Annotated in this window: 23 protein-coding genes, 1 tRNA gene and 1 riboswitch; of the genes, 12 read left to right on the top strand and 12 right to left on the bottom strand. The window is 42.1% G+C overall.

What is annotated here, in order from left to right; all coding sequences use genetic code 11:
* The 3 genes from O9323_RS22570 to O9323_RS06950 all read right to left on the bottom strand — a co-directional run.
* Window positions 1-45, bottom strand: a 45-nt coding sequence (locus O9323_RS22570) for a helix-turn-helix domain-containing protein (protein ID WP_353737100.1), incomplete at its 3' end; no start/stop codon positions are given.
* Between the two features lie 10 nt (window positions 46-55).
* Complete coding sequence (locus O9323_RS06945; RefSeq protein WP_262382302.1) at window positions 56-787, bottom strand: ABC transporter permease subunit; 732 nt, start codon at window positions 785-787, stop codon at window positions 56-58.
* A gap of 107 nt (window positions 788-894) precedes the next feature.
* Window positions 895-1,029, bottom strand: a riboswitch (cyclic di-AMP (ydaO/yuaA leader).
* A gap of 173 nt (window positions 1,030-1,202) precedes the next feature.
* Window positions 1,203-1,805 (bottom strand): Uma2 family endonuclease, encoded by a 603-nt coding sequence (locus tag O9323_RS06950; RefSeq protein WP_130757739.1) that lies wholly within the window; start codon window positions 1,803-1,805, stop codon window positions 1,203-1,205.
* A 229-nt stretch (window positions 1,806-2,034) separates the two neighbouring features.
* Between O9323_RS06950 and O9323_RS06955 the strand changes: the two genes are divergently transcribed.
* Window positions 2,035-2,634 (top strand): PEP-CTERM sorting domain-containing protein, encoded by a 600-nt coding sequence (locus tag O9323_RS06955; protein WP_223210806.1) that lies wholly within the window; start codon window positions 2,035-2,037, stop codon window positions 2,632-2,634.
* A gap of 180 nt (window positions 2,635-2,814) precedes the next feature.
* Here the strand turns inward: O9323_RS06955 and O9323_RS06960 are convergent, their stop codons facing one another.
* The 3 genes from O9323_RS06960 to O9323_RS06970 all read right to left on the bottom strand — a co-directional run bounded on the left by O9323_RS06960 (window position 2,815) and on the right by O9323_RS06970 (window position 4,589).
* Window positions 2,815-3,225, bottom strand: a complete 411-nt coding sequence (locus O9323_RS06960; protein WP_002752789.1) for a type II toxin-antitoxin system VapC family toxin — start codon at window positions 3,223-3,225, stop codon at window positions 2,815-2,817.
* The gene (locus O9323_RS06965; protein WP_002752790.1) at window positions 3,222-3,527 is read right to left on the bottom strand and encodes a hypothetical protein; all 306 of its coding nucleotides are present in this window, start codon (window positions 3,525-3,527) and stop codon (window positions 3,222-3,224) included. Before O9323_RS06965 ends, O9323_RS06960 begins: the two co-directional genes overlap by 4 nt.
* Window positions 3,528-3,653: 126 nt before the next feature.
* Entirely contained in the window at window positions 3,654-4,589 is a 936-nt protein-coding gene (locus O9323_RS06970; RefSeq protein ID WP_002752791.1) for an RpnC/YadD family protein, read from the bottom strand.
* A 335-nt stretch (window positions 4,590-4,924) separates the two neighbouring features.
* Here O9323_RS06970 and O9323_RS06975 point away from each other — a divergent pair, with 335 nt between their 5' ends.
* The 4 genes from O9323_RS06975 to O9323_RS06990 all read left to right on the top strand — a co-directional run bounded on the left by O9323_RS06975 (window position 4,925) and on the right by O9323_RS06990 (window position 7,366).
* On the top strand, window positions 4,925-5,632 hold the full coding sequence (locus O9323_RS06975; protein WP_002752792.1) for an SIMPL domain-containing protein: 708 nt from the start codon (window positions 4,925-4,927) through the stop codon (window positions 5,630-5,632).
* Between the two features lie 151 nt (window positions 5,633-5,783).
* Window positions 5,784-6,707: an alpha/beta fold hydrolase gene (locus O9323_RS06980; protein WP_002752793.1), complete on the top strand. Its 924-nt coding sequence runs from the start codon at window positions 5,784-5,786 to the stop codon at window positions 6,705-6,707.
* A 42-nt stretch (window positions 6,708-6,749) separates the two neighbouring features.
* Window positions 6,750-7,124 carry a hypothetical protein gene (locus O9323_RS06985; protein WP_002752795.1) on the top strand — a complete coding sequence of 125 codons (375 nt, stop codon included), beginning with the start codon at window positions 6,750-6,752 and terminating at the stop codon, window positions 7,122-7,124.
* Window positions 7,121-7,366 carry a type I restriction-modification system subunit M N-terminal domain-containing protein gene (locus O9323_RS06990; RefSeq protein ID WP_002752797.1) on the top strand — a complete coding sequence of 82 codons (246 nt, stop codon included), beginning with the start codon at window positions 7,121-7,123 and terminating at the stop codon, window positions 7,364-7,366. The genes O9323_RS06985 and O9323_RS06990 overlap by 4 nt, the downstream gene beginning before the upstream one ends.
* A gap of 264 nt (window positions 7,367-7,630) precedes the next feature.
* On the opposite strand, the gene O9323_RS06995 is transcribed toward O9323_RS06990, so the two are convergent.
* Window positions 7,631-7,795: a hypothetical protein gene (locus O9323_RS06995; protein WP_176721629.1), complete on the bottom strand. Its 165-nt coding sequence runs from the start codon at window positions 7,793-7,795 to the stop codon at window positions 7,631-7,633.
* A gap of 649 nt (window positions 7,796-8,444) precedes the next feature.
* Here O9323_RS06995 and O9323_RS07000 point away from each other — a divergent pair.
* On the top strand, window positions 8,445-9,446 hold the full coding sequence (locus O9323_RS07000) for a pentapeptide repeat-containing protein (protein ID WP_002737262.1): 1,002 nt from the start codon (window positions 8,445-8,447) through the stop codon (window positions 9,444-9,446).
* A 1,031-nt stretch (window positions 9,447-10,477) separates the two neighbouring features.
* Here the strand turns inward: O9323_RS07000 and psbM are convergent.
* Complete coding sequence (gene psbM / locus O9323_RS07005; RefSeq protein WP_002745897.1) at window positions 10,478-10,585, bottom strand: photosystem II reaction center protein PsbM; 108 nt, start codon at window positions 10,583-10,585, stop codon at window positions 10,478-10,480.
* Window positions 10,586-10,850: 265 nt separating this feature from the next.
* On the opposite strand from psbM, the gene O9323_RS07010 reads away from it, so the two are divergent.
* Genes O9323_RS07010 through O9323_RS07020 form a run of 3 tightly spaced genes read left to right on the top strand, consistent with a single transcriptional unit; the run spans window position 10,851 to window position 14,183 of the window.
* Complete coding sequence (locus tag O9323_RS07010) at window positions 10,851-11,888, top strand: AI-2E family transporter (protein WP_024970428.1); 1,038 nt, start codon at window positions 10,851-10,853, stop codon at window positions 11,886-11,888.
* Between the two features lie 18 nt (window positions 11,889-11,906).
* Window positions 11,907-12,764, top strand: coding sequence for an amino acid ABC transporter substrate-binding protein (locus tag O9323_RS07015; protein WP_288124879.1), 858 nt, complete (start codon window positions 11,907-11,909; stop codon window positions 12,762-12,764).
* 12 nt (window positions 12,765-12,776) lie between these two features.
* On the top strand, window positions 12,777-14,183 hold the full coding sequence (locus O9323_RS07020; protein WP_288124880.1) for a DUF2079 domain-containing protein: 1,407 nt from the start codon (window positions 12,777-12,779) through the stop codon (window positions 14,181-14,183).
* On the opposite strand, the gene miaA is transcribed toward O9323_RS07020, so the two are convergent.
* Both miaA and O9323_RS07030 read right to left on the bottom strand, forming a co-directional pair.
* Window positions 14,125-15,060, bottom strand: coding sequence for a tRNA (adenosine(37)-N6)-dimethylallyltransferase MiaA (miaA, locus tag O9323_RS07025; protein WP_036396432.1), 936 nt, complete (start codon window positions 15,058-15,060; stop codon window positions 14,125-14,127). The two genes, O9323_RS07020 and miaA, sit on opposite strands and share 59 nt — an antisense overlap.
* A 673-nt stretch (window positions 15,061-15,733) precedes the next feature.
* Window positions 15,734-18,811, bottom strand: a complete 3,078-nt coding sequence (locus O9323_RS07030) for a hybrid sensor histidine kinase/response regulator (RefSeq protein ID WP_130758403.1) — start codon at window positions 18,809-18,811, stop codon at window positions 15,734-15,736.
* Window positions 18,812-18,917: 106 nt separating this feature from the next.
* Here O9323_RS07030 and O9323_RS07035 point away from each other — a divergent pair, with 106 nt between their 5' ends.
* The gene (locus O9323_RS07035; protein ID WP_149107008.1) at window positions 18,918-19,580 is read left to right on the top strand and encodes a class I SAM-dependent methyltransferase; all 663 of its coding nucleotides are present in this window, start codon (window positions 18,918-18,920) and stop codon (window positions 19,578-19,580) included.
* A gap of 103 nt (window positions 19,581-19,683) precedes the next feature.
* Here the strand turns inward: O9323_RS07035 and O9323_RS07040 are convergent.
* A tRNA-Ser gene (locus O9323_RS07040) sits at window positions 19,684-19,770 on the bottom strand.
* Window positions 19,771-19,832: 62 nt separating this feature from the next.
* Here O9323_RS07040 and O9323_RS07045 point away from each other — a divergent pair.
* Together O9323_RS07045 and O9323_RS07050 are read left to right on the top strand one after the other, a co-directional pair.
* Window positions 19,833-20,774, top strand: coding sequence for a homogentisate phytyltransferase (locus O9323_RS07045; RefSeq protein WP_069474128.1), 942 nt, complete (start codon window positions 19,833-19,835; stop codon window positions 20,772-20,774).
* Between the two features lie 51 nt (window positions 20,775-20,825).
* Complete coding sequence (locus O9323_RS07050; protein WP_223210807.1) at window positions 20,826-21,053, top strand: hypothetical protein; 228 nt, start codon at window positions 20,826-20,828, stop codon at window positions 21,051-21,053.
* A gap of 12 nt (window positions 21,054-21,065) precedes the next feature.
* Here O9323_RS07050 and O9323_RS07055 read toward each other — a convergent pair whose 3' ends face one another.
* A complete protein-coding gene (locus tag O9323_RS07055) occupies window positions 21,066-21,806 on the bottom strand; it encodes an FkbM family methyltransferase (protein ID WP_002745875.1) in 741 nt (246 codons plus the stop codon).
* Window positions 21,807-22,054 lie beyond the last annotated feature (248 nt).

Genomic DNA, 22,054 nt, shown 5'->3' on the forward strand with positions numbered 1-22,054 from the left:
TTGTTCGGGTGTGGGGTAAAATCGAAACGAATAGGCTTTTTCCATACCTCACATTTTAGCATATATTTCGTAAACGATGCTCATATTTAACAGTAAAGCCGTCGTAGAACGACGGGGTTTCAGACCCAAAATTTTCGATGACTAACCAAGCAATTCCTAAACTTAAGCGCAATCCCGTAAAAATGTAAGGCAAACTAGCGGGGAGGATAATTTTAAAAATCTGGCGATATTTGGGCATTTCTAGGACTCTGGCCACATCGATATAGTCTTTGGGTACACTACCGACTCCTAGGGCTGTATTAATCATGGTTGACCAGAGGGAGGTGATGAAAATCACAAAAATGGCCGAGGGTTCCGCGACTCCAAACATGGCCAGAGAGATGGGTAGCCAAGCTAGGGGGGAAACGGGGCGTAGAATTTGAATGATCGGATTGAGGATGAGCATAGCTGGCCGGGATAGCCCGATGAGAAACCCGACCGGAATAGCCACTAATGCTCCCAAGAGAAAACCAATTAAGACGCGTCGCAAACTGGCCAGCAATAGCCAACCGATGCCGAGATTGCCCGGACCGCGACGATAGAAGGGATGGAGAATATAATCGAGATTGCTAGTCAAGGCCTGCCAAGGATTGGGCATCAATTCACTTCGGAAAGTCGCAATCATCCACCAGAGGGTAATCAGACCGATAAAACCCATCGCCGGATACAGTACCACATCCTTAAACAGCCAAGCTTTCGCTTGCCTGCCTGTGGCACGCCCAGCGACTAAAATAGCCGCAATATTCATGTTATTTACCCTTATATAAGGATCGAGGTACAGATAATGAGCAGTACCAACCAAGAATCCTGAAAGAGCCAGAATATTTGCAGGAATATCTCCTATTCTGTTTCTCTTCAGTCTTCCCCCAATGCCGACGAAGTTAGCTGACGGGCTAGGACTGAGAGATGTCCTTTTCATTGACTGAAATTCGCCCCAAATTCGGTTCCTCCGCTTCAACAGACCACGGTTGAATTAGGCTGACTTACTCTATTTGCCCAGAATGATAACACATTCGATCGAGTTGTGGGAAAATCCCGGTCGCCCCTGATACTAAATCATTTTTTAACAGTATGATTAACTCCCAATCCAACTTTAAAAACCCACTCCCCACTTCCCCAATTCATAATTCATAATTCATAACAGGAGTCCGCCGCGATCGCATTCACCAAATCTTAGCCATTACTAATACAAACCCCGGCAATTCTGGATCACCACTAATGGTTTCAGGAGCATTTAAAATCTCCGGTTCTCGATGGGGACGATAAATATAGACTTGGCGATTTTGGCGATCGATTAACCAACCCAATAAAGTACCATTGGCAATATATTCCTCCATCTTTTTCTGCAAACTGGATACTGTATCACTAGCAGAACGTAATTCAATGACAAAATCGGGACAGATGGGGGCAAAAGAGGCTTTTTGTTTTTCTGTTAAAGCATTCCAGCGTTCTAATTTAATCCAAGCAGCATCGGGTGAACGAGTCGCACCATTGGGCAGCGTAAAACCCGCACTGGAATCAAACCCAAGCCCCGTTCCATCTAGTTCTGACCAGTTCCAAAGTTGAGCGGCGATATTAAAATTGCGATTACCCGTATCTGAAAAAGCAGGAGGCATAACGATCACTTCTCCACTAGCGCTGCGTTCAATGCGTAAATCTCGATTGGCTAAACAAAATTCATAAAATTGCTCCTCCGTCATCGGCATAATCCAAGGAAGATCAATCATCAAAGGAGCCGAGGTCGCTTGTACAAGTAGTGTCGTCATATTTTCGCCCTACTCAAGAATTACATGAGTTAACAACTGAATGCCCTTCAATCTTAACTTAGCTCTTGTCATCGGCATTATTGACTACTAAAAGATAGAAGGCGATCGCTCTTAACGTTCCTAAAGAAGCCTGACGGAGAGTAATGTAAATATTTATAAAAATGTAGCTTAGAATACAGTTCTGGGGGGGATGTGTATTGTTTTATTGTCTGCCGTTTAGGAATACATTTTGGACGAAAAAATGAACTTTTTAACTTTTAGACAACTTCTTTCTGCAACTGCTCTTGCCACTACAGCGGGTATCTTTGCCAGCATGACAGATGTCAAAGCCGCTACTATCAGCATACAGCCTCTTACTCCTGTCCCAAGCGGTCCAGTCATACCTTTAGGGAACCAAGTAAAGCCTATTAAAAGTACAGACCCATTCATTTTACCGCCAAATACCCCTACAGATTTGACAAGAGATCCGAGTTTTCACTGGACAGACCTAATAATTTCTGATATCCCACAAGACTTTATAGTACAGTGGAATTTGCCCGGCTTTAACGGAAGAGTAACAGTAAATGGGAGCAGTTCAAATGCAGACTCAGGTAGTTTGAGTGGAACAGCTGGACAAACTGTTACACTTGTAGGAAATTTTCCTAATCCAACAACAGCAACAAATTTTCTAAGCGCTGGTGTTACAGTGACTCCCAGCGGTAAGCCTATTCCCGAACCTTCCTCAATCCTAAGCATACTAGGCCTCGGCACACTCGGCGCAGCCTCAACCCTCAAGCGCCAATTGAAATCATCCAAATCCTCAGAAAAAGAAACCACAAAAGTCTCCTAATACCATCAATAAAATCCCACAATTACCCTTCATTAATTGGAGGGGTTTTTATCAGTTGACTGTTGATTGTTCACTGTTCCGTGAGCGAGATTTGTCCATAATTCAGCCGATAAACTACTATTAATGCTTGGGCATAGTTTTTCCTAGCTTAGGGGGACTGAAAGTTTAATTTTACCTCTGTTATTCAAATAGAATTATGAAACCCTCTTGCTGAAAATGATTGTCGTGAGTTAACACTTGACTGATTTTTAAGCGCTGCATGACCGTCATTGAAATACAATCTGTCAGGCTATATTCTTTGTCTGGACGGCGGCGGTATAACTCGAAGCCTTGCAGGAATGATTCTCGGTTTTGCGGAATGACTTGAAGGCGGGGATTCTGGAGCAGATTATCGATAAATTCGACAGTACGTCGCTTCCGATTTGCTCCCCGGACTGACATAAAATTCAGTAGCTCTACCAAAACTTCATCCGTCGTCACAAGTTTAACGTTTTTGAGACTGGACGTAACTTCTCTGGCTTGTTGATGCCAATTATCTTGGGGATTGATTAAAGCAACCCAGTAGAAAGTGTCGGCAAAAATTTGTTTCATTGCCTTTTCTTGGGACTCCCATAAAGATAATGGTCATGTTCTTCTGCACCGTCAGATGGAAGTGGCTCAAGTTCTTCTTCAGGGAAGTTCAGATTCAACCTATCAACTATCTTTAAAATTGATTCTCCAGTCTCCTCTTGAGATATATCAGAAGCCATCAGATGAGTTTCCAGGGCATCTTTCAGTCGATTTAAAACGCCTTCTAGAGAGCTATCCTGGTAATCAATTGCTGCCAGTTCAGGAGATTTGAGTGAATATCCGTCGGGATTCTTGGAGATGACAATGCTGATTTGATTGACCATAATCCTTCCTATCTCAGGCTAATCAAGAATTGGGACTTCTTTAGTCTAGCAAAATAAGCAGGACATTTAAGAATGATTGTTCATCGGTAATTTTAATTGTCTGTTTTTGAGATTGGGATTGAAAGTTTAATTTTCCCTGAATCTTTCCAAAAGTTCTGAGCGAGATAAATTAGCCAGAGAAAGAAGTAAACCGGTGCGTTCGGAGATGGGAAGTTGGGCAATCCGTTCCACCAGACCAGATAATTCTGCATCTAGGCTGCCAAAGCGTCCTTCCAGAAGACTGGCTATCAGGGAAAGTTGTCCCTCTAAAGTGCCTTCTTGCTTTCCTTCTAATTTCCACTCTTCTCGTTGCTTTAGATAAGCTGGTGATAAGTTCATGATGTCCTCCTGTTCTTCTGCACTTAAATTATCTCTCAATTCTAAATTCTTGCGCCAGTTGGCCAGAATTTCCAGTAAATTCTCTTGGAAGGGATTACCTTCAGGCAATTGCACTAATTCTTCTACTGCTCGTTTCTGTGTCCCTCCTTTCCCTAGCACCCTCAACCATAAAGTCTCCTCATTGACTGGTAATTGATGGATGGCGACAATTCCTGTTTTGAACAGGCTAGGGGAAAAATAAACTCCTTTTCCCCACTCCTCTTTCATCCCCTCTTCTGGTAGGAATGAAGGGGGGATTCCCACGACTTCTTCAATCATTCTCGCTGAAAAAGTAGGCGTTAAAATCCAGAGAACTGGTAGTTCAGCTTCTGTTAGAGTTTTGTTTGTCCGTTTCGCCTTCCTCAAGACTTCGCCATGAACCGCGTATAACTTTGAGATGCAACTGCGAATCTCTACCTCGGAGGGTGGGTTACGGAAAGGTTCAAATAAGCAGCAAGTCGCCGCCATTTTACCGAGTAACCCCAAAGGTAATTCAGTCCTTGATGCTGAACTGTCTGGTTCAAACCAGACATCGATTTCTTGGACTTCACTCTTGACTTTCTTGCTCTTTTTAATCTTTCCCAGAGACGCTAAGAGTTCTTCTAAATATTCCTTGGCAAATTGGTCGTGAATTTGGCGAGTCATTGCAGGGGATAATTAAGCCGAGAAAGTGCATTAACAATCTTGTTAGATCATAGCAAGTTTTGAGAATTTATCTTTTTAATCAACAGCACCAGTGTGCGAACCAATCGGATCTCTTATTCTTTGTGTAACAAGTTTAACTTATATAATAGCGATCGGTCTTTGTGTTCTTTGTGTCTCTGTGGTTCTTCACACTCATTGCTTAAAGGCCCCTTTTCAAGTTCCCCAGAGCTTAGTCACCAATATTGCGAAAGTGACGGAAAAGGGATAATCTTCCACCCAATTGCCCAAAAAAAAGGCTAGAATCGAAATATAGTATCGATCGCTAGAGATTTTTCATGAATTACAAAAAATTTTGCTTGGCTTTTTTGCTGTCCCTTATCCTCATCAACACTGGATTAGTTATGCCTAGTTACGCAGACGCAAGAGAATTGAGAACAATTACCGTGACGGGAGAAGGAATAGAAAATATCGCCACTTCTCAAGCAATAGTGCGCTTAGGGGTAGAAGTTCAAGGCAAAGAAGCGGGGAAAGTGCAGCAGGAAACCGCCAATCGTAGCGATGCGGTGGTTAAATTTCTCCGTTCCCGTCAAGTGGAAAAATTGGAAACCACTGGCATCAGTTTACAGCCCAATTACGACTTCAGCAACAATCAAAGACGTTTAATCGGTTATATCGGGGCTAATTTGATTAGTTTTCAGATTGATATAGCCCAAGCGGGGAGTTTAATCGATGAAGCGGTGAAAGTCGGGGCAACACGCATCGATGGGGTCAGTTTTACTGCTGGAGAGTCAGCGATCGCAGCTGCCCAAAGAACCGCTCTCATCAAAGCCACGGAACAAGCTAGAGAACAGGCTACAATCGTGTTACAAGCCCTCGGTTTAGTGCCGAAAGAAACGGTTTCTATCCAAGTGGGTAATACCAGTAATCCCGTGCCAATAGCCCGCTCAGAAGCGGTTTTTCGGAGTGCCGATGCTGCCAGTAGCCCAGTTATCGGAGGGGAACAAACCCTGCGCGCTGCTGTCACCCTCGAAATTAGCTATTAAAATAACCTTTAGCTATCAGTTAAGCTGTACTGCATTTAAACTGCCTATTGAGTATTTTAGTACAAATGCTGAAACTCTCTCTCCTCGCTCTCCTGCTCATAGACAGTCCTAACGAGTAATTTAGATAGTCAACAGCTTAAAATCAGCACCGATGCTCGGAAAATCTAGAAAACTTTCGCCCTCATCCGTGAATTATCCCAACTTTTTACCCACTGTTAGGGAGGGATTGAGTGAAGATACCTCCCTTGCTCTCCTCGAAAATATCCAACAAATTGCCATCGATAGCCCCATCTATCCTCGATCGATTCTAACTACCTATAGTCAACAAGGGCAAGGTCAACCGCCTTTTCTCCTCCTGCACGGTTTTGATAGTTCCCTGCTGGAATTTCGGCGTTTACTACCTTTACTCGCCCAAAATAGGGAAACTTGGGCGATAGATCTGCTCGGCTTTGGTTTTACTGAGCGATACCCAGATTTACAAGTATCTCCGAAAACTATTAAAAGCCATCTTTACCATTTCTGGCAAACTGCGATCGCTAAACCGATGATTTTAGTCGGTGCTTCCATGGGGGGTGCAGTGGCCCTAGATTTTGCCCTCTCCTACCCGGAAATAGTGGCGAAATTAGTCCTGATTGACAGCGCAGGACTAGCTAATCCCCCAGTCTTGGGTAAATTGATGTTTTCTCCCCTCGATAAGTGGGCAACTAATTTTTTAGCCAATCCCCGCGTGCGTCAAAATATCAGTCGTACTGCCTATTTTGATGCAACTTTAGCCACTGTTGATGCTTGCACCTGTGCCAATCTGCACCTGAATTGTCCCCACTGGAGTGCGGCTTTAATCTCCTTTACCAAAAGTGGCGGTTATGGGGCATTTTTGCCGAAATTAAGCCAAATAAACCGAGAAACGCTGATTATTTGGGGAGAAAACGATCAAATTTTAGGCACAAAAGACGCGAAGATATTTCAGCAGGCCTTACCCAATAATCAACTGGTCTGGATTCCTCGCTGTGGTCATGTTCCCCACCTCGAAAAACCGGAACTTACCGCGGCCGCGATAGTTAAATTTGCGAACTAAAAACTTATAATAGGATTATTTGACCCTATAGTGCCAACTTTTATGAAATTTTTGCCGATCGCTCTCGCTACATTCAGCCTTCTGAGTTTATCTGTCAATATTCCCGCTACTGTAGCCACACAACAGCTTTTTTGTCGAGGCCGCATGAATAACGGTTGGTCCTATTCAGCAGAATTTATCAATGGACGTTTTGAGCGCATTCGCTGGACACGCTCCGGTCAACCTCCCCAAGTTTCTAGTCTTAGTTTTAAAAATACTAACAACAAAGGACAGCCGATTTATCGGGGCAGTTTATTCGCCGCAGTCAGTGTCACTCTGATAGACTTATCGAAAGGAGATGTCCGTCCCGGTTCGCAAATTTCCGTGGGAGTGGAAGAATGGGGTTGGTCGCGGGGAAACTGCGGTCTTAACAGATGAACAACTTCGGTGACAAGGTAAGTTTTATTTGGAGTATCGCGGATTTGATCCGCGATACCTTTAAGCGCGGCAAATATCAAGATGTCATCTTGCCTTTCACCGTGCTGCGTCGCTTCGACTGCGTGTTAGAGCCGACCAAAGAGGAGGTCTTAGCAGCCTACAACCATTACAAAGACAAGCTCGACAACCTCGATCCCCTCCTCTGCAAAAAATCAGGATTTGCCTTCTACAACCCCAAATAAAAATCATTTTGTCTTTGGTATAGTTAAACATTCAATATTGTCTTATCACTTTTTTGAAAATGATTTAGGATCGCTAAGTATCTAAGCACAATTAATTACACATCTAAGCCACTACTCCGTCAGACTTCTGCTGTGAGTAAACAGTGAACTGAAAACTCAAATCCGATCCCTAATAGCTGTATCCCGTCTCCCGTCTCGGAGTCTCCTGTCTCGACTAGGAAATTAATTTTGCACGACTACTTATATTAAGTTGACGCTGATATTCTAGAAATATTCATTCTGGCGAAAAAACTCGGCAAATGCCACTAATATTGAGTCTTTCAGACTGTAGCGGCTGGCATTGCTGGCATTTCGAGGGTCAGTTATCCCAGCGATAACTAACTGGAAATAGTTCAGCATCCCCATAAAATTCAGTTGTTTGACTTCCATTCCCCCGAAACCCACTATTCAAACCCTTCACTTGATTTTGAAAGGCAAGAGTAAGACTGATTCTGTATTCTGTGCTACCGTTTGCCTTGGGAATTACTGAAAAGCCATTAACGCCTCTTGCCAAAACAGACCACAACCTGATAAACTTGTTAAACTGGGGTTTCAGGGAAGAGAATGGGGCGATTTATCCTTAAGAGGGATTGACTTTTACGAAGTTTTATGATTGCTCAACTAGAAAGTCCCCGAAATCTGGTGATTAAGAGTTTTAGCCTGTTGGCTACTGGACTGACTAAGCAGACCTAACAAATTCAACTGTATGATACCGAGTCAAGACATCGGCGAGGCAGTAGATTCAGTCAGAAAAACTGACGCACAAGACTTCTCTAATTTAATGCCTAGACCTGGCTGGTAACAAGTGGCGGGTTTAGGTAAAGGTTGTTTTTGGTATTGAACCCCGATTCTTGTGGTTATTTACCCGCTTCAGTAATTGCCAATAGGGATTTTAAGCCCATAATTGGTTGAAAATTTCTATTTATTCGCAAAAATCCCCAGTCGCTCCCTGTACTAATCTTAGAGATCGACTTCATGATCAGTAATTTTCCCCAACCAATTCTCTGGAAATCACCTTCCAGGACAATTTAGTTATTTTATGAGTAGCAATGCCTTAATCGATCGTGAACATCTAATCGAACTGTATAATCGAGGTGAACGCAACTTTGCGGAAGTCAGACTTAGCGGAGTCAATTTAAAGAGACAGTGTTTAAACCAGATTAACCTAAGTCATAGTTACTTAAGACAAGCCAATTTAACCGAAGCTTGTTTAATTAACGCTAATTTCAAGGCTGCTGACCTAGAAGAAGTCAATTTAAGCAAAGCTTGTCTTATCGATGCTAACCTGACTAAAGCCGCTCTTTCTGGGGCAAATTTGCACCAAAGTAACCTAAGCGGCGCAATTTTGAGTAATACTGTTCTGAAAAAGGCTGATTTAAGTTCTGCCTGTTTAATTCATAGTAGCTTACTTTTTGCTCAACTGTTCAAGGCGAATCTGGAAGCGGCTAATCTCACCTCAGCCACTTTAACCCATGCTATGGCGGAGAAAGCTAACCTAAAACGGGCTATTCTCACTCGTGCTATTCTTAGCTCTGCTAATCTTAGCCACGCTAACTTAAAAGAGGCTAACCTAATTCGAGCCTATCTCTATCAAGCTAATCTGGAAAACTGCCACCTTCAATACGCCGACCTCAGCTATGCCGATTTGCGCGGGGCGGATTTACGGGGGGCGGATTTACGTTATGCTAACCTGGAAGGAGCTAATCTGACGGGAGCTAACCTCAATTGTAGTGATTTTGAGGGAGCTAACTTAACCGGTGCCGATTTAAGCAAAACTGACGCGAATAAAGCCAATTTTCGCCAAGCTAACTTAACCGGTTGTAATCTTCTCGGCGCTAATTTAGCCTCCGCTAACCTTTCCGGTGCTAATCTACACCAAGCGGGATTACTCTTGAGTTATTTAGTGGGAAGCAATCTTAAACGAGCTAATCTCAAACGAGCTAATTTAATCGGGGCGATTTTAACCGAAAATAATCTTCTTTCCGCTTCCCTTGAAGAAACTATTCTTCCTAACGGTAGTCGCGGCAATCTCCTTTCCTAATATTCCTAGAAAAACCTGGTTGTAGAGACTTTTCCGCCAAGATTTCTATAACCGTGGGGTTTTTCTTCAGCAAAAGGGAGAGCCGGAGTTGGGAGTGGGAATTATGAATTATAAATTAGAACTCTTGCAAATTAGTTAAGTAGCTGGTTATAATTAAATTAAAAATGGATTTTAGGTTCGATCCCCCCTGCCCCCCTTGATAAGGGGGGTGCCGATGGGCGGGGGGATCCCCCCTGCCCCCCTTGATAAGGGGGGTGTATGACAACTTTTAACGCCTACCTACTTATATGTTATAATGGCGAGTTAACTAATTTTTTGGGAAAAATTAGTTAATTAGTGAATTGGTTCTGAATGAAAACCTGAAGTTTAACTTTTAACTCAAAACTCTTTAGATATGCTTTAATTTGGTTGTCAAAACCTCTTTATTTAAGCAGCACAAACTTTCTCAATTATGGTTACTAAGTAGTCGGACATAAATTCTGTTGTCTATCTTAAGAAATGTAAATTGCCGTAATTCTTACTGACGACCGACGACCGACTCCTTACCCCACAGTTAACTTTACTTTTTTCCAACTACTTATCAGGTATCTTCTTGATCAGAAATCACTTTATTTATTCACCCTTTTGCCTCTTGCCTCTTGCATAAGTGCTTGTCCTCATAAGTAGCCTATACTCAGCGGATTGAGGATCAGGTGACGAAACTGGTATTTTCCCCTAATTCAAGGGAAAAACCCCGCATGACTTCCAGAAATCACCGGGGTTTTTAGGAAGAATAGGGATAGGGAAGCAGGGTGAGAGCATCTCAAACGCTATTGACAATTGGCCAATTTTGTGATCCGCATGGGCATTTCAAGTGATACCAGTCAATCAAAATAGTTAGGAAATCGACCAAATGGGTCGATTTTTGCCTAACAATTGAGATGGCCAATTCTCCTCAAATATGCCTGAATCGCTCTCTGGGTAAGCAACTCACATAAAGTTCATTTTGTCAAGGCTTGTTAAGATGCACTTACCCTGGATAGGGAAGGAATTTAACCCTCGGTTTCCTCTCTGGTTTGGATAAACAGAATCAAGAGGAAAACGGTGGGGACTAGGACGAATAGGATACTAGCGATAAAGCCGAGATTATTTACTTGCATGAGTTAGCTCCCTCTGTGACAACGGATTTACATAAAGATTAACTCCTAGAATATCATCCTGGAGAAGCCAAGGCGTTGCTGATTTGAAAGGGAAGTGGGAAGTGGGAGGTGGGGAAGTGGGAAGTGGGGAAGTGGGGGGAATGGGGGAATGGGGAGATGGAGAGAATAAATAAAAATAATCTCCCGAAGACTGAATCCTGAATCCTGACCACTGACGGCGGACTGCTGTATGATAAAATTTGTCCCGATAGGATAAATTAAGGTCGTGAAATTTGGTCAGTGGTTGGGGTTTATCTGTTTAATAATGGCTCTTTATGTATTGTGGCAGATTCGACAGCTGTTATTATTGATTTTTATGGCGATCGTGTTTACCGTAGCCTTAAATAGATGTGTGAAAGGATTGCAGAGATTAGGTATTAAAAGGGGTTTGGCTATTTTAATTACCCTGCTGACGAGTCTGGGAATTGCGATTTTATTTTTTATAATTATTGTTCCCCCCTTTATCGAACAGTTTCAAAAATTAATTGAACTTTTACCGCAAGCTTGGAATTTAGTCCGCAATAACTCGATTCAATGGCGACAACAATTTCAATTTGATTGGTTGCCATCCCTGCCTAATTTAACTGATTTAGTCCAGCAGTTACAACCTTTAGGAACTTTTGTTTTTAGTAACTTTTTTACTTTCTTTTCTAACTCGGTTGCGGCAATTTTGCAATTATTATTCGTGCTGGTGTTAGCAATGATGATGTTAGCCAACCCCCAACCCTATCGACAAGCTTTCTTAAAATTATTTCCTAACTTCTATCGTCGTCGTGCTGAGGAAATTCTTACCCTATCGGAAGCGGGTTTAGGTAATTGGTTGTTGGGAATTGCCATTAGTTCAACTATGGTAGGATTATTAAGTGGGTTCGGTCTTTTGGTTCTACAAATTAATCTAGTTCTCGTTCATGCTATCCTAGCAGGATTGCTCAATTTTATCCCTAATATCGGACCGACTGCTAGTGTGATTTTTCCGATCCTCATTGCTGTTATCGATGCACCTTGGAAAATTGTCGCTATTCTGATTCTCTATTTTATTATCCAAAATGTCGAAAGTTATTTATTGACACCCACTGTCATGGCTAAACAGGTATCTTTACTACCGGCGATTACCCTAATCGCTCAAATTTTCTTCGCTCAAATGTTTGGCATCTTAGGTTTATTATTGGCTTTACCTTTGACAGTGGTAGTAAAAACATGGTTAGATGAATTATTATTCAAAGACATTTTAGATCAGTGGGATCAAGTCCATAACAAATCTTAAATAATCTCGGCAAAAACCATGAAATTAATCATTCTTACTCTCGTTATTTTATCTAATGTTTTTGCTACTCTCCCAGCTAAATCTGAAACAGTGCTAGAAAAAATTAAACGCACGGGATTATTAGAAGTAGCGATGAGAGAAGATGCCATTCCGTTTGGCTATCGAGATAGTAATAATAATTTGCAGGGATTGTGCTTAGATTTTATCCAATTGCTTAGAGAGGAACTTAAGCAAAAATTAAACCTCCAAATAATCAGTGTAAAAATTTATAAATCGACTTTATTTAATCGCTTCCAGTTATTGGAAAATAAAACCGTTGATTTCGAGTGTGGTCCTAATAGTATCAGAAAAACTATACCTAATGGTGTCAGTTTTTCTCGTCCTTTTTTTGTCACGGGAACTCAGTTTTTAGTTCGGAGTGATAATCAGAAAAATTTTGACTTTTCTTCGTCCTTAGAAGGTATAAGTATTGGAGTTTTGCGAGATACCACCACTCAAGAATTATTAAGACAAAAATATCCTCTTGCTACCTATCAAGAATTTCAAGGAGTGACGGGAAGACTGCGAGGTATTCAAAGTTTAAGAAGGAATAGAATAGATGCTTTTGCTAGTGATGGTATTCTGCTAATTGGAGAAGCTGTCATTCTCGGTTTATCCTTAGAACAAGATTATCAACTTATCCCCCGCAATCCTTTAAATTGTGATTATTATGGTTTCATTCTTCCCGCTAATGATCCCCAATGGCAAGAGTTTATTAATGGGGTTATCGTCACCAGTGAGAACAGAAATATTTTTAAAGCATGGTTTACTGAAGTTGCTTCTTATTTTAGAGATACTTGGCAGTATTGTCGTAATAATCCCGAAAAATCCCAGTAAAATTTAACGATTATGCACAAAAAGAATGATTTATTTTGGTTAATTGGTTGCGCTACAATAATCCTGTTTATTTGCAGTGCTATCAGACATATTTTATTTCAATCTAATGCTCTTGATCTTGGTTGGTTCGATCAGGGAGTTTACTTAATTTCTCAAGCTAAACCACCGATTATATCTTTTGTTGGCTACCATATCTTAGGCGATCATATCGCTTTTATTCTCTATCCTATAGCCTTACTTTATAAAATTTATCCTAGCGTTTATTGGCTGCTTTTCTTACAAGCTTTTTCCCTTTCCCTTGCCGTTTTTCCCCTCTGGCAATTGGCAATACAAGCGGGATTAAAAGAAAAACAAGCTTATACATTAGCCTTAGTTTATCTGCTCTATCCCCTGATTTTTAACGTTAATCTCTTTGATTTTCATCCAGAAGTTATCGCAGTGCCAGCCATTTTTTGGACGGTTTTAGCGGCAAGATTAAATAATCTCTGGGGATTTTGTCTAGGAATTATTATTATTCTCGGTTGTAAAGCAATTCTCTCTTTAACATTGTTGGGAATGGGTATCTGGTTACTTCTCTGGGAAAAGAAAAAAATCCCCGGAATAATTGCCATGATTAGCGGCATTCTTTGGTTTATTATCACCACGAAATTATTAATCCCTCTCCTGACAGGAAAATCTGCAGTTATTGAAATGGCTGATTCTCGATATAGTTATCTAGGAGATAGTTTGCCAGCAATTATCTTTAATCTTTTCCTCAAACCCGATCTTGTCTTAGGAAAAATCTTTACTGGCAATAATCTAGAATACCTCATCCTATTAATTATTCCCTTAGTTTGGGGTTTATCTTGGCGCTATTCTACCGCAATAATTGCCGCTATTCCCGCAATCGCTTTAAATTTATTAGCAGATCATGCCCCACAAAAAAACTTAACCACTCAATATTCCCTGCCAATTTTGCCCTTTTTATTTCTAGCGGTTATCGCCACTTTAGCCCATAATGGTAACTGGTTAAAAAAACCTAAATGGATAATTACTTGGGCAATTATTGCCTTTTTTGCCCTAGCTAAATACGGCTATTTTTGGTCACTGTATTTAAATTCCCTCGATACTTGGTCCGCCACCCAAAAAGCTCTTACCCAAATTACCACCAGTGACAGTGTCTTGACTACTTCTAGAATTGCCCCCCATCTTACCCATCGGAAAATGATCAAATTAGCGATCGAAGGTTCCCAATCCCTAGATTTAAATCAATTTAATTATATTCTACTTGATCGCCGTCATCCCGGTTGGTCTAGTTCACCAGAACTAATTGATGATCACTTAAATAAACTGAATCAAAATGAGAACTTTCAGTTAATCGTTAATCAGGATGATGTGTTTTTATATCGGGCCTTGACAACCCCTCAAGAAACAAAATAATTTTTCGTTCCACCAATTCCAATAAATTTTCTTTATCGACGGGAAACCAGACAATATTAGCATCGGCACGAAACCAAGTGCGCTGACGTTTGGCAAATTGACGGGTGTGGAGGATAATTAGATCGATCGCCTGTTCTAAAGAAACTTCTCCGAGGAGATATTGCTTAATCTCTGCATAACCCAAAGTCTGCAAAAGTGGCAAATCCCAACCGTATTTATCCCCCAAATTCTGCACCTCTGCTACTAATCCCCTTGTGATCATTTGATGAGTACGAACAGTGATCCGCTTGTCTAAACTTTCTGGGGAACAGTCTAAACCAATTTGTAAAATTGGATAAGTGGGGGGATTTTCTCCCTGCTGACTAGAGATAGGTTTTCCTGTCACATAAAAAACCTCTAAAGCGCGTAAAGTCCTGACCTGATCATGGGGATGAATTTTTTTAGCGGCCTCTTCATCTACCTGCATTAGAATTTGATAAAGATAGGATTGTCCTAAAGCTTGTAATTGCCGTCTCAAATCCGCTTGAGGAGAAACCCTCGGTATTTTTAAACCTTTGACAATGGACTTGATATAAAGTCCCGTACCACCGACCAAAAACAGAGGAGAATATTGGAGATTGCTGATTAAATTCTCAGCCTGTTCTTGGTACTGTGCTAGGGTAAAATTATCTTGAGGATCACAAATATCAATTAGATAATGGGGAATCCGCTGACATTCTTCTAAGCTAGGTTTAGCAGTACCAATATTAAATTCTCGATAGATTTGTCGGGAATCGGCACTGAGAATTACTGAATTAAACTTTTCGGCCAATTGTAGGGCTAAACTGGATTTTCCTGTGGCAGTTGCCCCACAAATAACAATCAGAATAGTTGACATACTCCCACCGTCAAGCTGCGCTGTGACGGGGGATTCTTGACCTATCACTATCGGAAATTGCTTGTTCAACGGGGAGCATCCCAGATATGTAATGAGTATAAATACTGATGGCTAGGAAGAGGGAGATAGAGGATAATTAGTCCTAAACTAACCATACCAGATGTAGGCATCATGAATGCTCAAGAAGAACTGCAATTACAAGAACATCTGCAAGCTATCGGCAAAATCCTCAGCAATTCTCAGTTTTAGACACAGCAAGCCTTTTAGGGATTTAAAGAACATTTTAAAGGGGGATTTTTGGCGCAACTTTGGGTGTACTATCACGTCAAAAGCCCGAAGACTCGTGAAATGAAATTCGCCATCCCATTGAATTTTACCCCGTATTATGCGAACTAACTCCCAAAAGCCTTATTACAGGGCAAATTTAGAATTGCTGGCCTATTTTCCCCATACTTTCTTCCTGAGCCCTGAAATGCTTATCATACTAAATCCGTTGAGTATGGACTACATATCAAGAGAGGCACTCAGGCAAAACGGAGAATAAATAATCAGTTTTTAATAACTGGATTTAGCATCAGTTGTACTTAATTTAAATGAAACAACCCTAGGGAGCAGGGGGGATCGAACCTAAAATCCATTTTAAATTTGATTATAACCAGCTACTTAACCTCAGCTAATCCACGGAACTTTCTTTCTGGATTAATACCTCACCAGCGATTAAACGTTGGGCTGCTGAAAGTAAAACATCCTCAATATAGGGCTTGACAAAATAACCTTTTGCCCCTTTAGCGGCGGCAAGATGCTGCATTTTTTGCGTCCCTTGGTAGGCAATTATCGCCACTGGTATCCCCTGAAGTTGTTCATCCTCTTGCAGACGAGAGAGTAATTCTAACCCATTCAGGCGAGGCATTTCGATATCGCAGAGAATCAGATCACAAGCTAATCCGGCCTGTAATTTTTCCCATGCTTCTAAACCGTCCTGGGCCTGTTCAATGCGATAACCAGCTTTAACCAAAGAAATCGCTAACATTTCCCGCACTATTAACGAATCATCGACAATCAAGACGAGAGGACTCGATTGTGCTAACAAATTAGCGGAATCACTATCAATAATCGTTGTATCGGAGGATGAAAGCTGATTAGAGGTCGCTTTAATACTATTAGCTAGTAATACTTCCCCCGCAATCATTCTTTCAGCTGCCGAGAGTAAATCTATTTCCGTGTAGGGCTTGGTAAAATAACCACTGGCCCCTAATTTCGCCGCCACCTGACGATGACGTTCCGAGCCTCGGGAAGTCAACAAAGCCACGGGAATCGTCGCTAATCGGGGGTATTTTTGCAAATTAGACAGTAATTCCAGGCCATTCATGCGGGGCATCTCGATATCACAAAAAACGATATCACAGGGCAAACCACCGCGTAATTTTTCCCAAGCTTCTTGACCATCCCGAGCTTGTTCCACACGATAACCAGTTTTACTAAAGCTTAAAGAGAGCAATTCCCGAACAGTAATCGAATCATCGACAATCAGAACCATAGCCTCGGATTTTTGGCTAATTTCCACATCTACAGGCGGTACGGATTGGCGCCAAAGACCACCGTTATCGATACGCAGACGACCGCTGGCGATGTCGATCAACTCTAACACATCGCCGACGGGCATCACCGTACCATCGCCTAAAACCGTCGCCCCAGCAATCCCAGCCGTTTTCGGAATCGGTCCTTCGATCTGTTTGATCACGATCTCCTGTTCCCCGATCACTTGATCCACCTGTACCGCCAGGAGATTATTACCACCGCGCAGGATCACGATCGCAAAAGAGTCCTTCCTCTGTTTGCCGGTGTAAAAACTACCGCGACTAAGTTGTCGATTGTAGGAAAGCAAATCGCTCAAGGGTTGGAAAGGTAGTAAAGTGTTTTGCCAGAAAACGCAGCGCCGTCCCTCCCGATCCATTTGGATATCCCTGGCCCGGAAATCCCTCACATCTTCCACTCCGTCCATGGAGAAACCGATGCGAGCATGATTACTAACACAACAGAGGGCCTTACAGATACTCAGGGTTAGGGGTAAACGGAGGGTAAAAGTGGTTCCTTGGCCCAGTACCGAGTCAATAGTAATCGTCCCGCGCACATCGATTAAACTGGTACGCACCACATCTAAACCCACCCCACGACCGGCAAAATCATCGGCCTGATCTTTGGTACTAAAACCGGGATGAAAAAGAATTTCATAGACTTCTTGGGTACTGAGGTTTTGAGCTTCCCGATCGCTGATCAGGCCTTTTTCGATCGCCTTAAGTTTAACCAGATTAACATCAATACCGGCCCCATCATCACTAACGGTGATCACGGTTTGATTGCCCTGTAGGAATGCCCGGACCGAGATCGTACCGTGGACAGGTTTGCCTTTGGCCAGGCGTTCTTCGGGTGATTCAATGCCGTGGGTGATCGCATTGTTGACCAGATGGATCATGGGACTATTGAGATTTTCGAGGATCATCTGATCGATGAGAACACCCCCTCCTTCCACTTTTAATTTGGCTTGTTTGTGCAGTTTCAGGGAAATATCGTGAATTGCCCGGGGTAGATGATCGGCAGTTTGACTAAAGGGAACCATGCGCGATTTGGTCATCCCTTCCTGTAGTTGGGTGGTAGCCTGTCGCAGACTGCGCGTCACCTGATCGGTTTCATCGACGACAAATTGAAGATCAGAGGCCGATTCTCGCACTCGCACGATCAATTCGATCATCTCTTGGGATAATAAGTGGAAATCGGTAAAACGGTCGATTTCTAGGGCATCTAGTTCCCCAGTCATAGTCGAATTGCCCTGATTTTTTCCCTGAACTCCACCATAACCGATGGCACCGCCAGCATTGCGACTAGCCAGTAAAGCCCCTTCTAGGAGGCTTCTTTCATAGAGATCCTGCATCCGAACGCCCACATCGCTGAGATTTTGGACGCAGGTTAGCAAATTATCTAAAAAGAGACGCAGGCGATCCTGTTCCTGTTCAAGGCGATTGCGTTTAACCACCAGTTCCCCGATCAGATTGCTGAGGTTGTCCAATTGTTTGATCGGCACCCGCATCGTCTGTTCAAAAGCTTTACCAACAAGGGGACGCAGGTTATTTAACCCGACCGGTGGATTGGTTTCTTCGAGGAGTTTTTCTAAATCCTTGAATTCAGGCTCTGGGGAGCTTTCCGTGGCAATTTCCAGTGATTCTAACCGTTGGAGAGGTTCTGTCGCGGCCAGCGGCTCCCCTGCTGTGGATTCCGAGAGGAGGACCTCTAGGGATTCAAAGATGTCCGGCAGTGGCGATTGCGCTGGTGGAGTGGGTTTTTCCAGAAAAGCTTCTAAGTCTTCGAGGCTGTCGTAAAAATTCGGGTTGCTGATGGTTATAATTGCTTCTGAGTCCTGGACTGTTGCATTTTCTAGCAGCAGCGATTCCAGATAATCCCCATCTTCTGGTTCTGACTTGGGATCGATCCCACGGGTAGAATGAAGATCATTAGTGGCGGTTTCTTCCCAATTGATGCTATCGCTAAAAAGTTCTGCTAATTCCGGTTCTAAGGGCAAGAAAGACAGGGTTTGGTCAAGAGAAGCCCCATACCTCGCCGCTGGCGGGGAAGTCTGCTCAAATAAAAAGCTAAGTTCGTCTAGGGTCTCGTCACCGTCGGTGTCTTTGTCTTCTAAACTCTCTAACAACTGTTCGAGATCTTCGTTAAAGAAATGATCCCAGTCGGGTTTCATCATGATTTGCTTCCTGCCAAGTCTTCCTTTTTGGTCAACCAATGCGCTCTCTCTAGCTTCAGATTACCCAGAATTTTACCCGATAAATCCATCCACTAGGAATTTTTTTATGGCCAATCAAACTCTTGGACTCGATCGACAATTTTATTCCTATTATCAATCTATCTGTCTGCGAGAATCTCCGATTTTAGCTCAATTACGTCAAGAAACTGCCTCTCAACCCCTGGCAGTCATGCAGATTGCCCCCGAACAAGGTCAGTTTATGGCTTTTTTGGTACAGGCGATCGGGGCGAAAAAAGCCCTAGAAATAGGGGTTTTTACCGGTTATAGTGCGCTAGTGGTAGCCTTAGCTTTACCCCCGCAAGGCAAGCTCATCGCCTGTGATCTGAGCGAAGAATATACCAGTATAGCCCGCCGTTATTGGCAGCAGGCCGGTGTCGCTGATAAAATCGATTTAAGAATTGCCCCGGCCCTGGAGACGTTAGATCAATTAATCGCCGGGGGAGAAAGTAATAGTTTTGATTTTGTCTTTATCGATGCCGATAAAAGTAATTATGATTGCTACTACGAACAGGCGTTACAATTGGTCAGAAGCGGCGGAATTATCGCTATTGATAATGTTTTTTGGTCAGGACGGGTAGCGACGGCCGATAGCAATGATAATCGCACCAAAATTATCCGTTCCCTTAATGCCAAAATTCAGCAGGATGAACGGGTCAATATCAGTATTATTCCTATTGGTGATGGTTTGACCCTGGCCATGAAAAAGTGAAGAAGTTAAGGAGATGAGAAAAGCTTTTGCTCTTGCGGAAACCACCCAGGACAACGCTACATCCCTTAAGCTCCTTAACGACAGCACTAAGTTATAAGTTCCACGGAGAGGGTGGGATTTGAACCCACGTTAGGTGTGACCCTAAAGCAGATTTCGAGTCTGCCGCATTCAACCACTCTGCCACCTCTCCACAGGGTTTGAGTCTGGATTATTATTTTAACAGATTACTTGTCCTAGGATTGATTTTTTTTTATGAATCAAGCTCCTTTTCTTCCAGTTAACCATCCCCGGCCTAACTTTCTCGACCGGTTAGGGAGTCTCTGGAAATTTTCCCGTCCCCATACGATTATCGGCACTTCTTTAAGTGTTTTAAGTCTGTATTTGATTGCTTTAGGCAATATTAGCGATTTTTTTAGCCATTGGTCGGTTTTATTGCTCACTTGGACTGCTTGTCTTGCGGGTAATGTCTATATCGTCGGTTTAAATCAGTTGGAAGACATCGACATCGATAAAATCAATAAACCCCATCTTCCCCTAGCCAAGGGCGAATTTTCTCGGTTAACAGGCGGGTTGATCGTGGGTTTTAGCGGTATTTTAGCAATCATACTGGCTTTTATCGGTGGTTTTTGGCTGTCAATCACCGTGGGGATTAGTTTACTCATCGGCACTGCCTATTCCTTGCCACCAGTGCGGTTAAAACGCTTTCCCCTCTGGGCAGCCTTCTGTATTTTTACCGTCCGGGGTGTCATCGTTAATTTAGGTCTTTTTCGCCACTACAACACAGTTATTAATCAAAATCAGTCTATCTATCCCTCAGTCTGGGTTTTAACCGCTTTTGTTCTCGTTTTCACCGTTGCGATCGCTATTTTCAAGGATGTTCCTGACCTAGAAGGCGATCGCATTTACCAAATTACTACTTTTACCCTGCTGCTCGGCCCAGAAAAAATCTTAACAATTTCCCTCTTGACAATTTCTCTATGTTATGCAGGTATGATTGTCGTCGGTCTCTTGGGAATAACGGGAATTAATTCTCCTCTGGCCATTGTCGCCCATCTGCTCCTACTTGTTCTTCTTTGGTGGCGTAGTCGCGGGGTAAATTTAGAAGATAAAAGCGAAATCAGCCGATTCTACCAATTTATTTGGAAATTATTCTTCTTGGAATACCTGATATTTCCCCTTGCTTGTTTAATATAAAAATATCTCCTTTTGTTAGGTAGTTTTATTATCACTCAAAATCGGGCAAATATGCAGGGAACTTTTATCACTCCCGTGACTTTAAGAGTCGAGAAAACTAATACAGGTGAGCGCATTTTAGCCACGGGTAGCGAGGAGTTTTTTCTACTGATGACCGTGCAGAAAAGTCGTCCCCCAGCAGTTAAAATTATCGGCAAGGGATTAGATGCGATCATGCAAATTGGCTCCCAGGAAATCTCAATTATCGACGGTGCAGTTAGATTAAAAGAGATTAAGTAATAGTTTCCTCAATTATGATTGATTATCCCAACGTTTAAATAAAACATTTAGATAGTCTATCGCATTACCGCCACCCCAATACGGAACTAAATCATAGAAACCTATTGGATTAAAATTATAAGGTTCTAAAAACTTTTTCAATTCAAAAAAATTAGTATGATCTTTATCCTTATTCCGGAGAGTAGTTTCGGCAAATATATAGCGAATTTTTCCCGCTTTTAAAGTATTTAATGCTCCTTGTAAAACTGGAATTTCAAAACCCTCTGTGTCTATTTTTAAAATGTCTATGTATTCAACATTAACCAGATTATTTTCGAGAAAGCTATCTAATTTTGTTAAAGTAAATAGTTCCACTGTTTGATCATTTTGTAGGGATAAAGAGGGATCAGGTTTTGCTTTCAAAGAATTGGTTCCTTTCGTCCCTATGGTAACTATTTCTTCTTGTCCATCTCGATCTGTAAGAGCTAATTGATAGCAAAAAATGTTAGTATCTTTGCTGGTAGCGGCTTGTAGTTTTTGGAAGGCTTTGGTGACTGGTTCAAAAGAATATATCTTGGCTTGGGGAAACTTTTGACGATAGTGAAGTGCCGATTGTCCTAAATTAGCTCCCACATCAAAGATTATCTCTACTTTTAAATTGGGAGAGAGTCTATTAATATCTTCCTTATAATCACACCCAAAGGGTAAATACTTGGTCTTATATAGAGCGAAACCCCAAGAATTTAATAGTCTTTTAGCCGCTATTTTTAACATTATAATTTCTTAACAAATGGTTTGACTCTTATCGTAGCTGATTAATGTCACTTTGTCAAGGGGAAAGGAAAACTAAACAGTGTTTCTCCTATACATCGGATCATCGAGCATAACCTGATTTGATGCTGACTTGTAATTGATAATAACTGAGTAATGCAGTATTAAGAGACAGGCTAAATCCTTAGGAGAGATTTACAAAATTGTAACCAATCTTTTCAAATAGATAAATCGTGCGTCAATCTATTCCC

It is taken from the genome of Microcystis sp. LE19-131.1A (assembly GCF_027532015.1).
Lineage (GTDB): Bacteria > Cyanobacteriota > Cyanobacteriia > Cyanobacteriales > Microcystaceae > Microcystis > Microcystis ichthyoblabe_A.

What these genes read in the sequence shown, in the direction of transcription:
- O9323_RS06945 (WP_262382302.1), bottom strand. Translation starts at nt 787, where the DNA reads ATGAATATTGCGGCTATTTTAGTCGCTGGGCGTGCCACAGGCAGGCAA.
- O9323_RS06950 (WP_130757739.1), bottom strand. Translation starts at nt 1,805, where the DNA reads ATGACGACACTACTTGTACAAGCGACCTCGGCTCCTTTGATGATTGAT.
- O9323_RS06960 (WP_002752789.1), bottom strand. Translation starts at nt 3,225, where the DNA reads ATGAAACAAATTTTTGCCGACACTTTCTACTGGGTTGCTTTAATCAAT.
- O9323_RS06965 (WP_002752790.1), bottom strand. Translation starts at nt 3,527, where the DNA reads ATGGTCAATCAAATCAGCATTGTCATCTCCAAGAATCCCGACGGATAT.
- O9323_RS06970 (WP_002752791.1), bottom strand. Translation starts at nt 4,589, where the DNA reads ATGACTCGCCAAATTCACGACCAATTTGCCAAGGAATATTTAGAAGAA.
- O9323_RS06975 (WP_002752792.1), top strand. Translation starts at nt 4,925, where the DNA reads ATGAATTACAAAAAATTTTGCTTGGCTTTTTTGCTGTCCCTTATCCTC.
- O9323_RS06980 (WP_002752793.1), top strand. Translation starts at nt 5,784, where the DNA reads ATGCTCGGAAAATCTAGAAAACTTTCGCCCTCATCCGTGAATTATCCC.
- O9323_RS06985 (WP_002752795.1), top strand. Translation starts at nt 6,750, where the DNA reads ATGAAATTTTTGCCGATCGCTCTCGCTACATTCAGCCTTCTGAGTTTA.
- O9323_RS06990 (WP_002752797.1), top strand. Translation starts at nt 7,121, where the DNA reads ATGAACAACTTCGGTGACAAGGTAAGTTTTATTTGGAGTATCGCGGAT.
- O9323_RS06995 (WP_176721629.1), bottom strand. Translation starts at nt 7,795, where the DNA reads ATGGAAGTCAAACAACTGAATTTTATGGGGATGCTGAACTATTTCCAG.
- O9323_RS07000 (WP_002737262.1), top strand. Translation starts at nt 8,445, where the DNA reads ATGAGTAGCAATGCCTTAATCGATCGTGAACATCTAATCGAACTGTAT.
- psbM (WP_002745897.1), bottom strand. Translation starts at nt 10,585, where the DNA reads ATGCAAGTAAATAATCTCGGCTTTATCGCTAGTATCCTATTCGTCCTA.
- O9323_RS07015 (WP_288124879.1), top strand. Translation starts at nt 11,907, where the DNA reads ATGAAATTAATCATTCTTACTCTCGTTATTTTATCTAATGTTTTTGCT.
- O9323_RS07020 (WP_288124880.1), top strand. Translation starts at nt 12,777, where the DNA reads ATGCACAAAAAGAATGATTTATTTTGGTTAATTGGTTGCGCTACAATA.
- miaA (WP_036396432.1), bottom strand. Translation starts at nt 15,060, where the DNA reads ATGTCAACTATTCTGATTGTTATTTGTGGGGCAACTGCCACAGGAAAA.
- O9323_RS07030 (WP_130758403.1), bottom strand. Translation starts at nt 18,811, where the DNA reads ATGATGAAACCCGACTGGGATCATTTCTTTAACGAAGATCTCGAACAG.
- O9323_RS07035 (WP_149107008.1), top strand. Translation starts at nt 18,918, where the DNA reads ATGGCCAATCAAACTCTTGGACTCGATCGACAATTTTATTCCTATTAT.
- O9323_RS07045 (WP_069474128.1), top strand. Translation starts at nt 19,833, where the DNA reads ATGAATCAAGCTCCTTTTCTTCCAGTTAACCATCCCCGGCCTAACTTT.
- O9323_RS07050 (WP_223210807.1), top strand. Translation starts at nt 20,826, where the DNA reads ATGCAGGGAACTTTTATCACTCCCGTGACTTTAAGAGTCGAGAAAACT.
- O9323_RS07055 (WP_002745875.1), bottom strand. Translation starts at nt 21,806, where the DNA reads ATGTTAAAAATAGCGGCTAAAAGACTATTAAATTCTTGGGGTTTCGCT.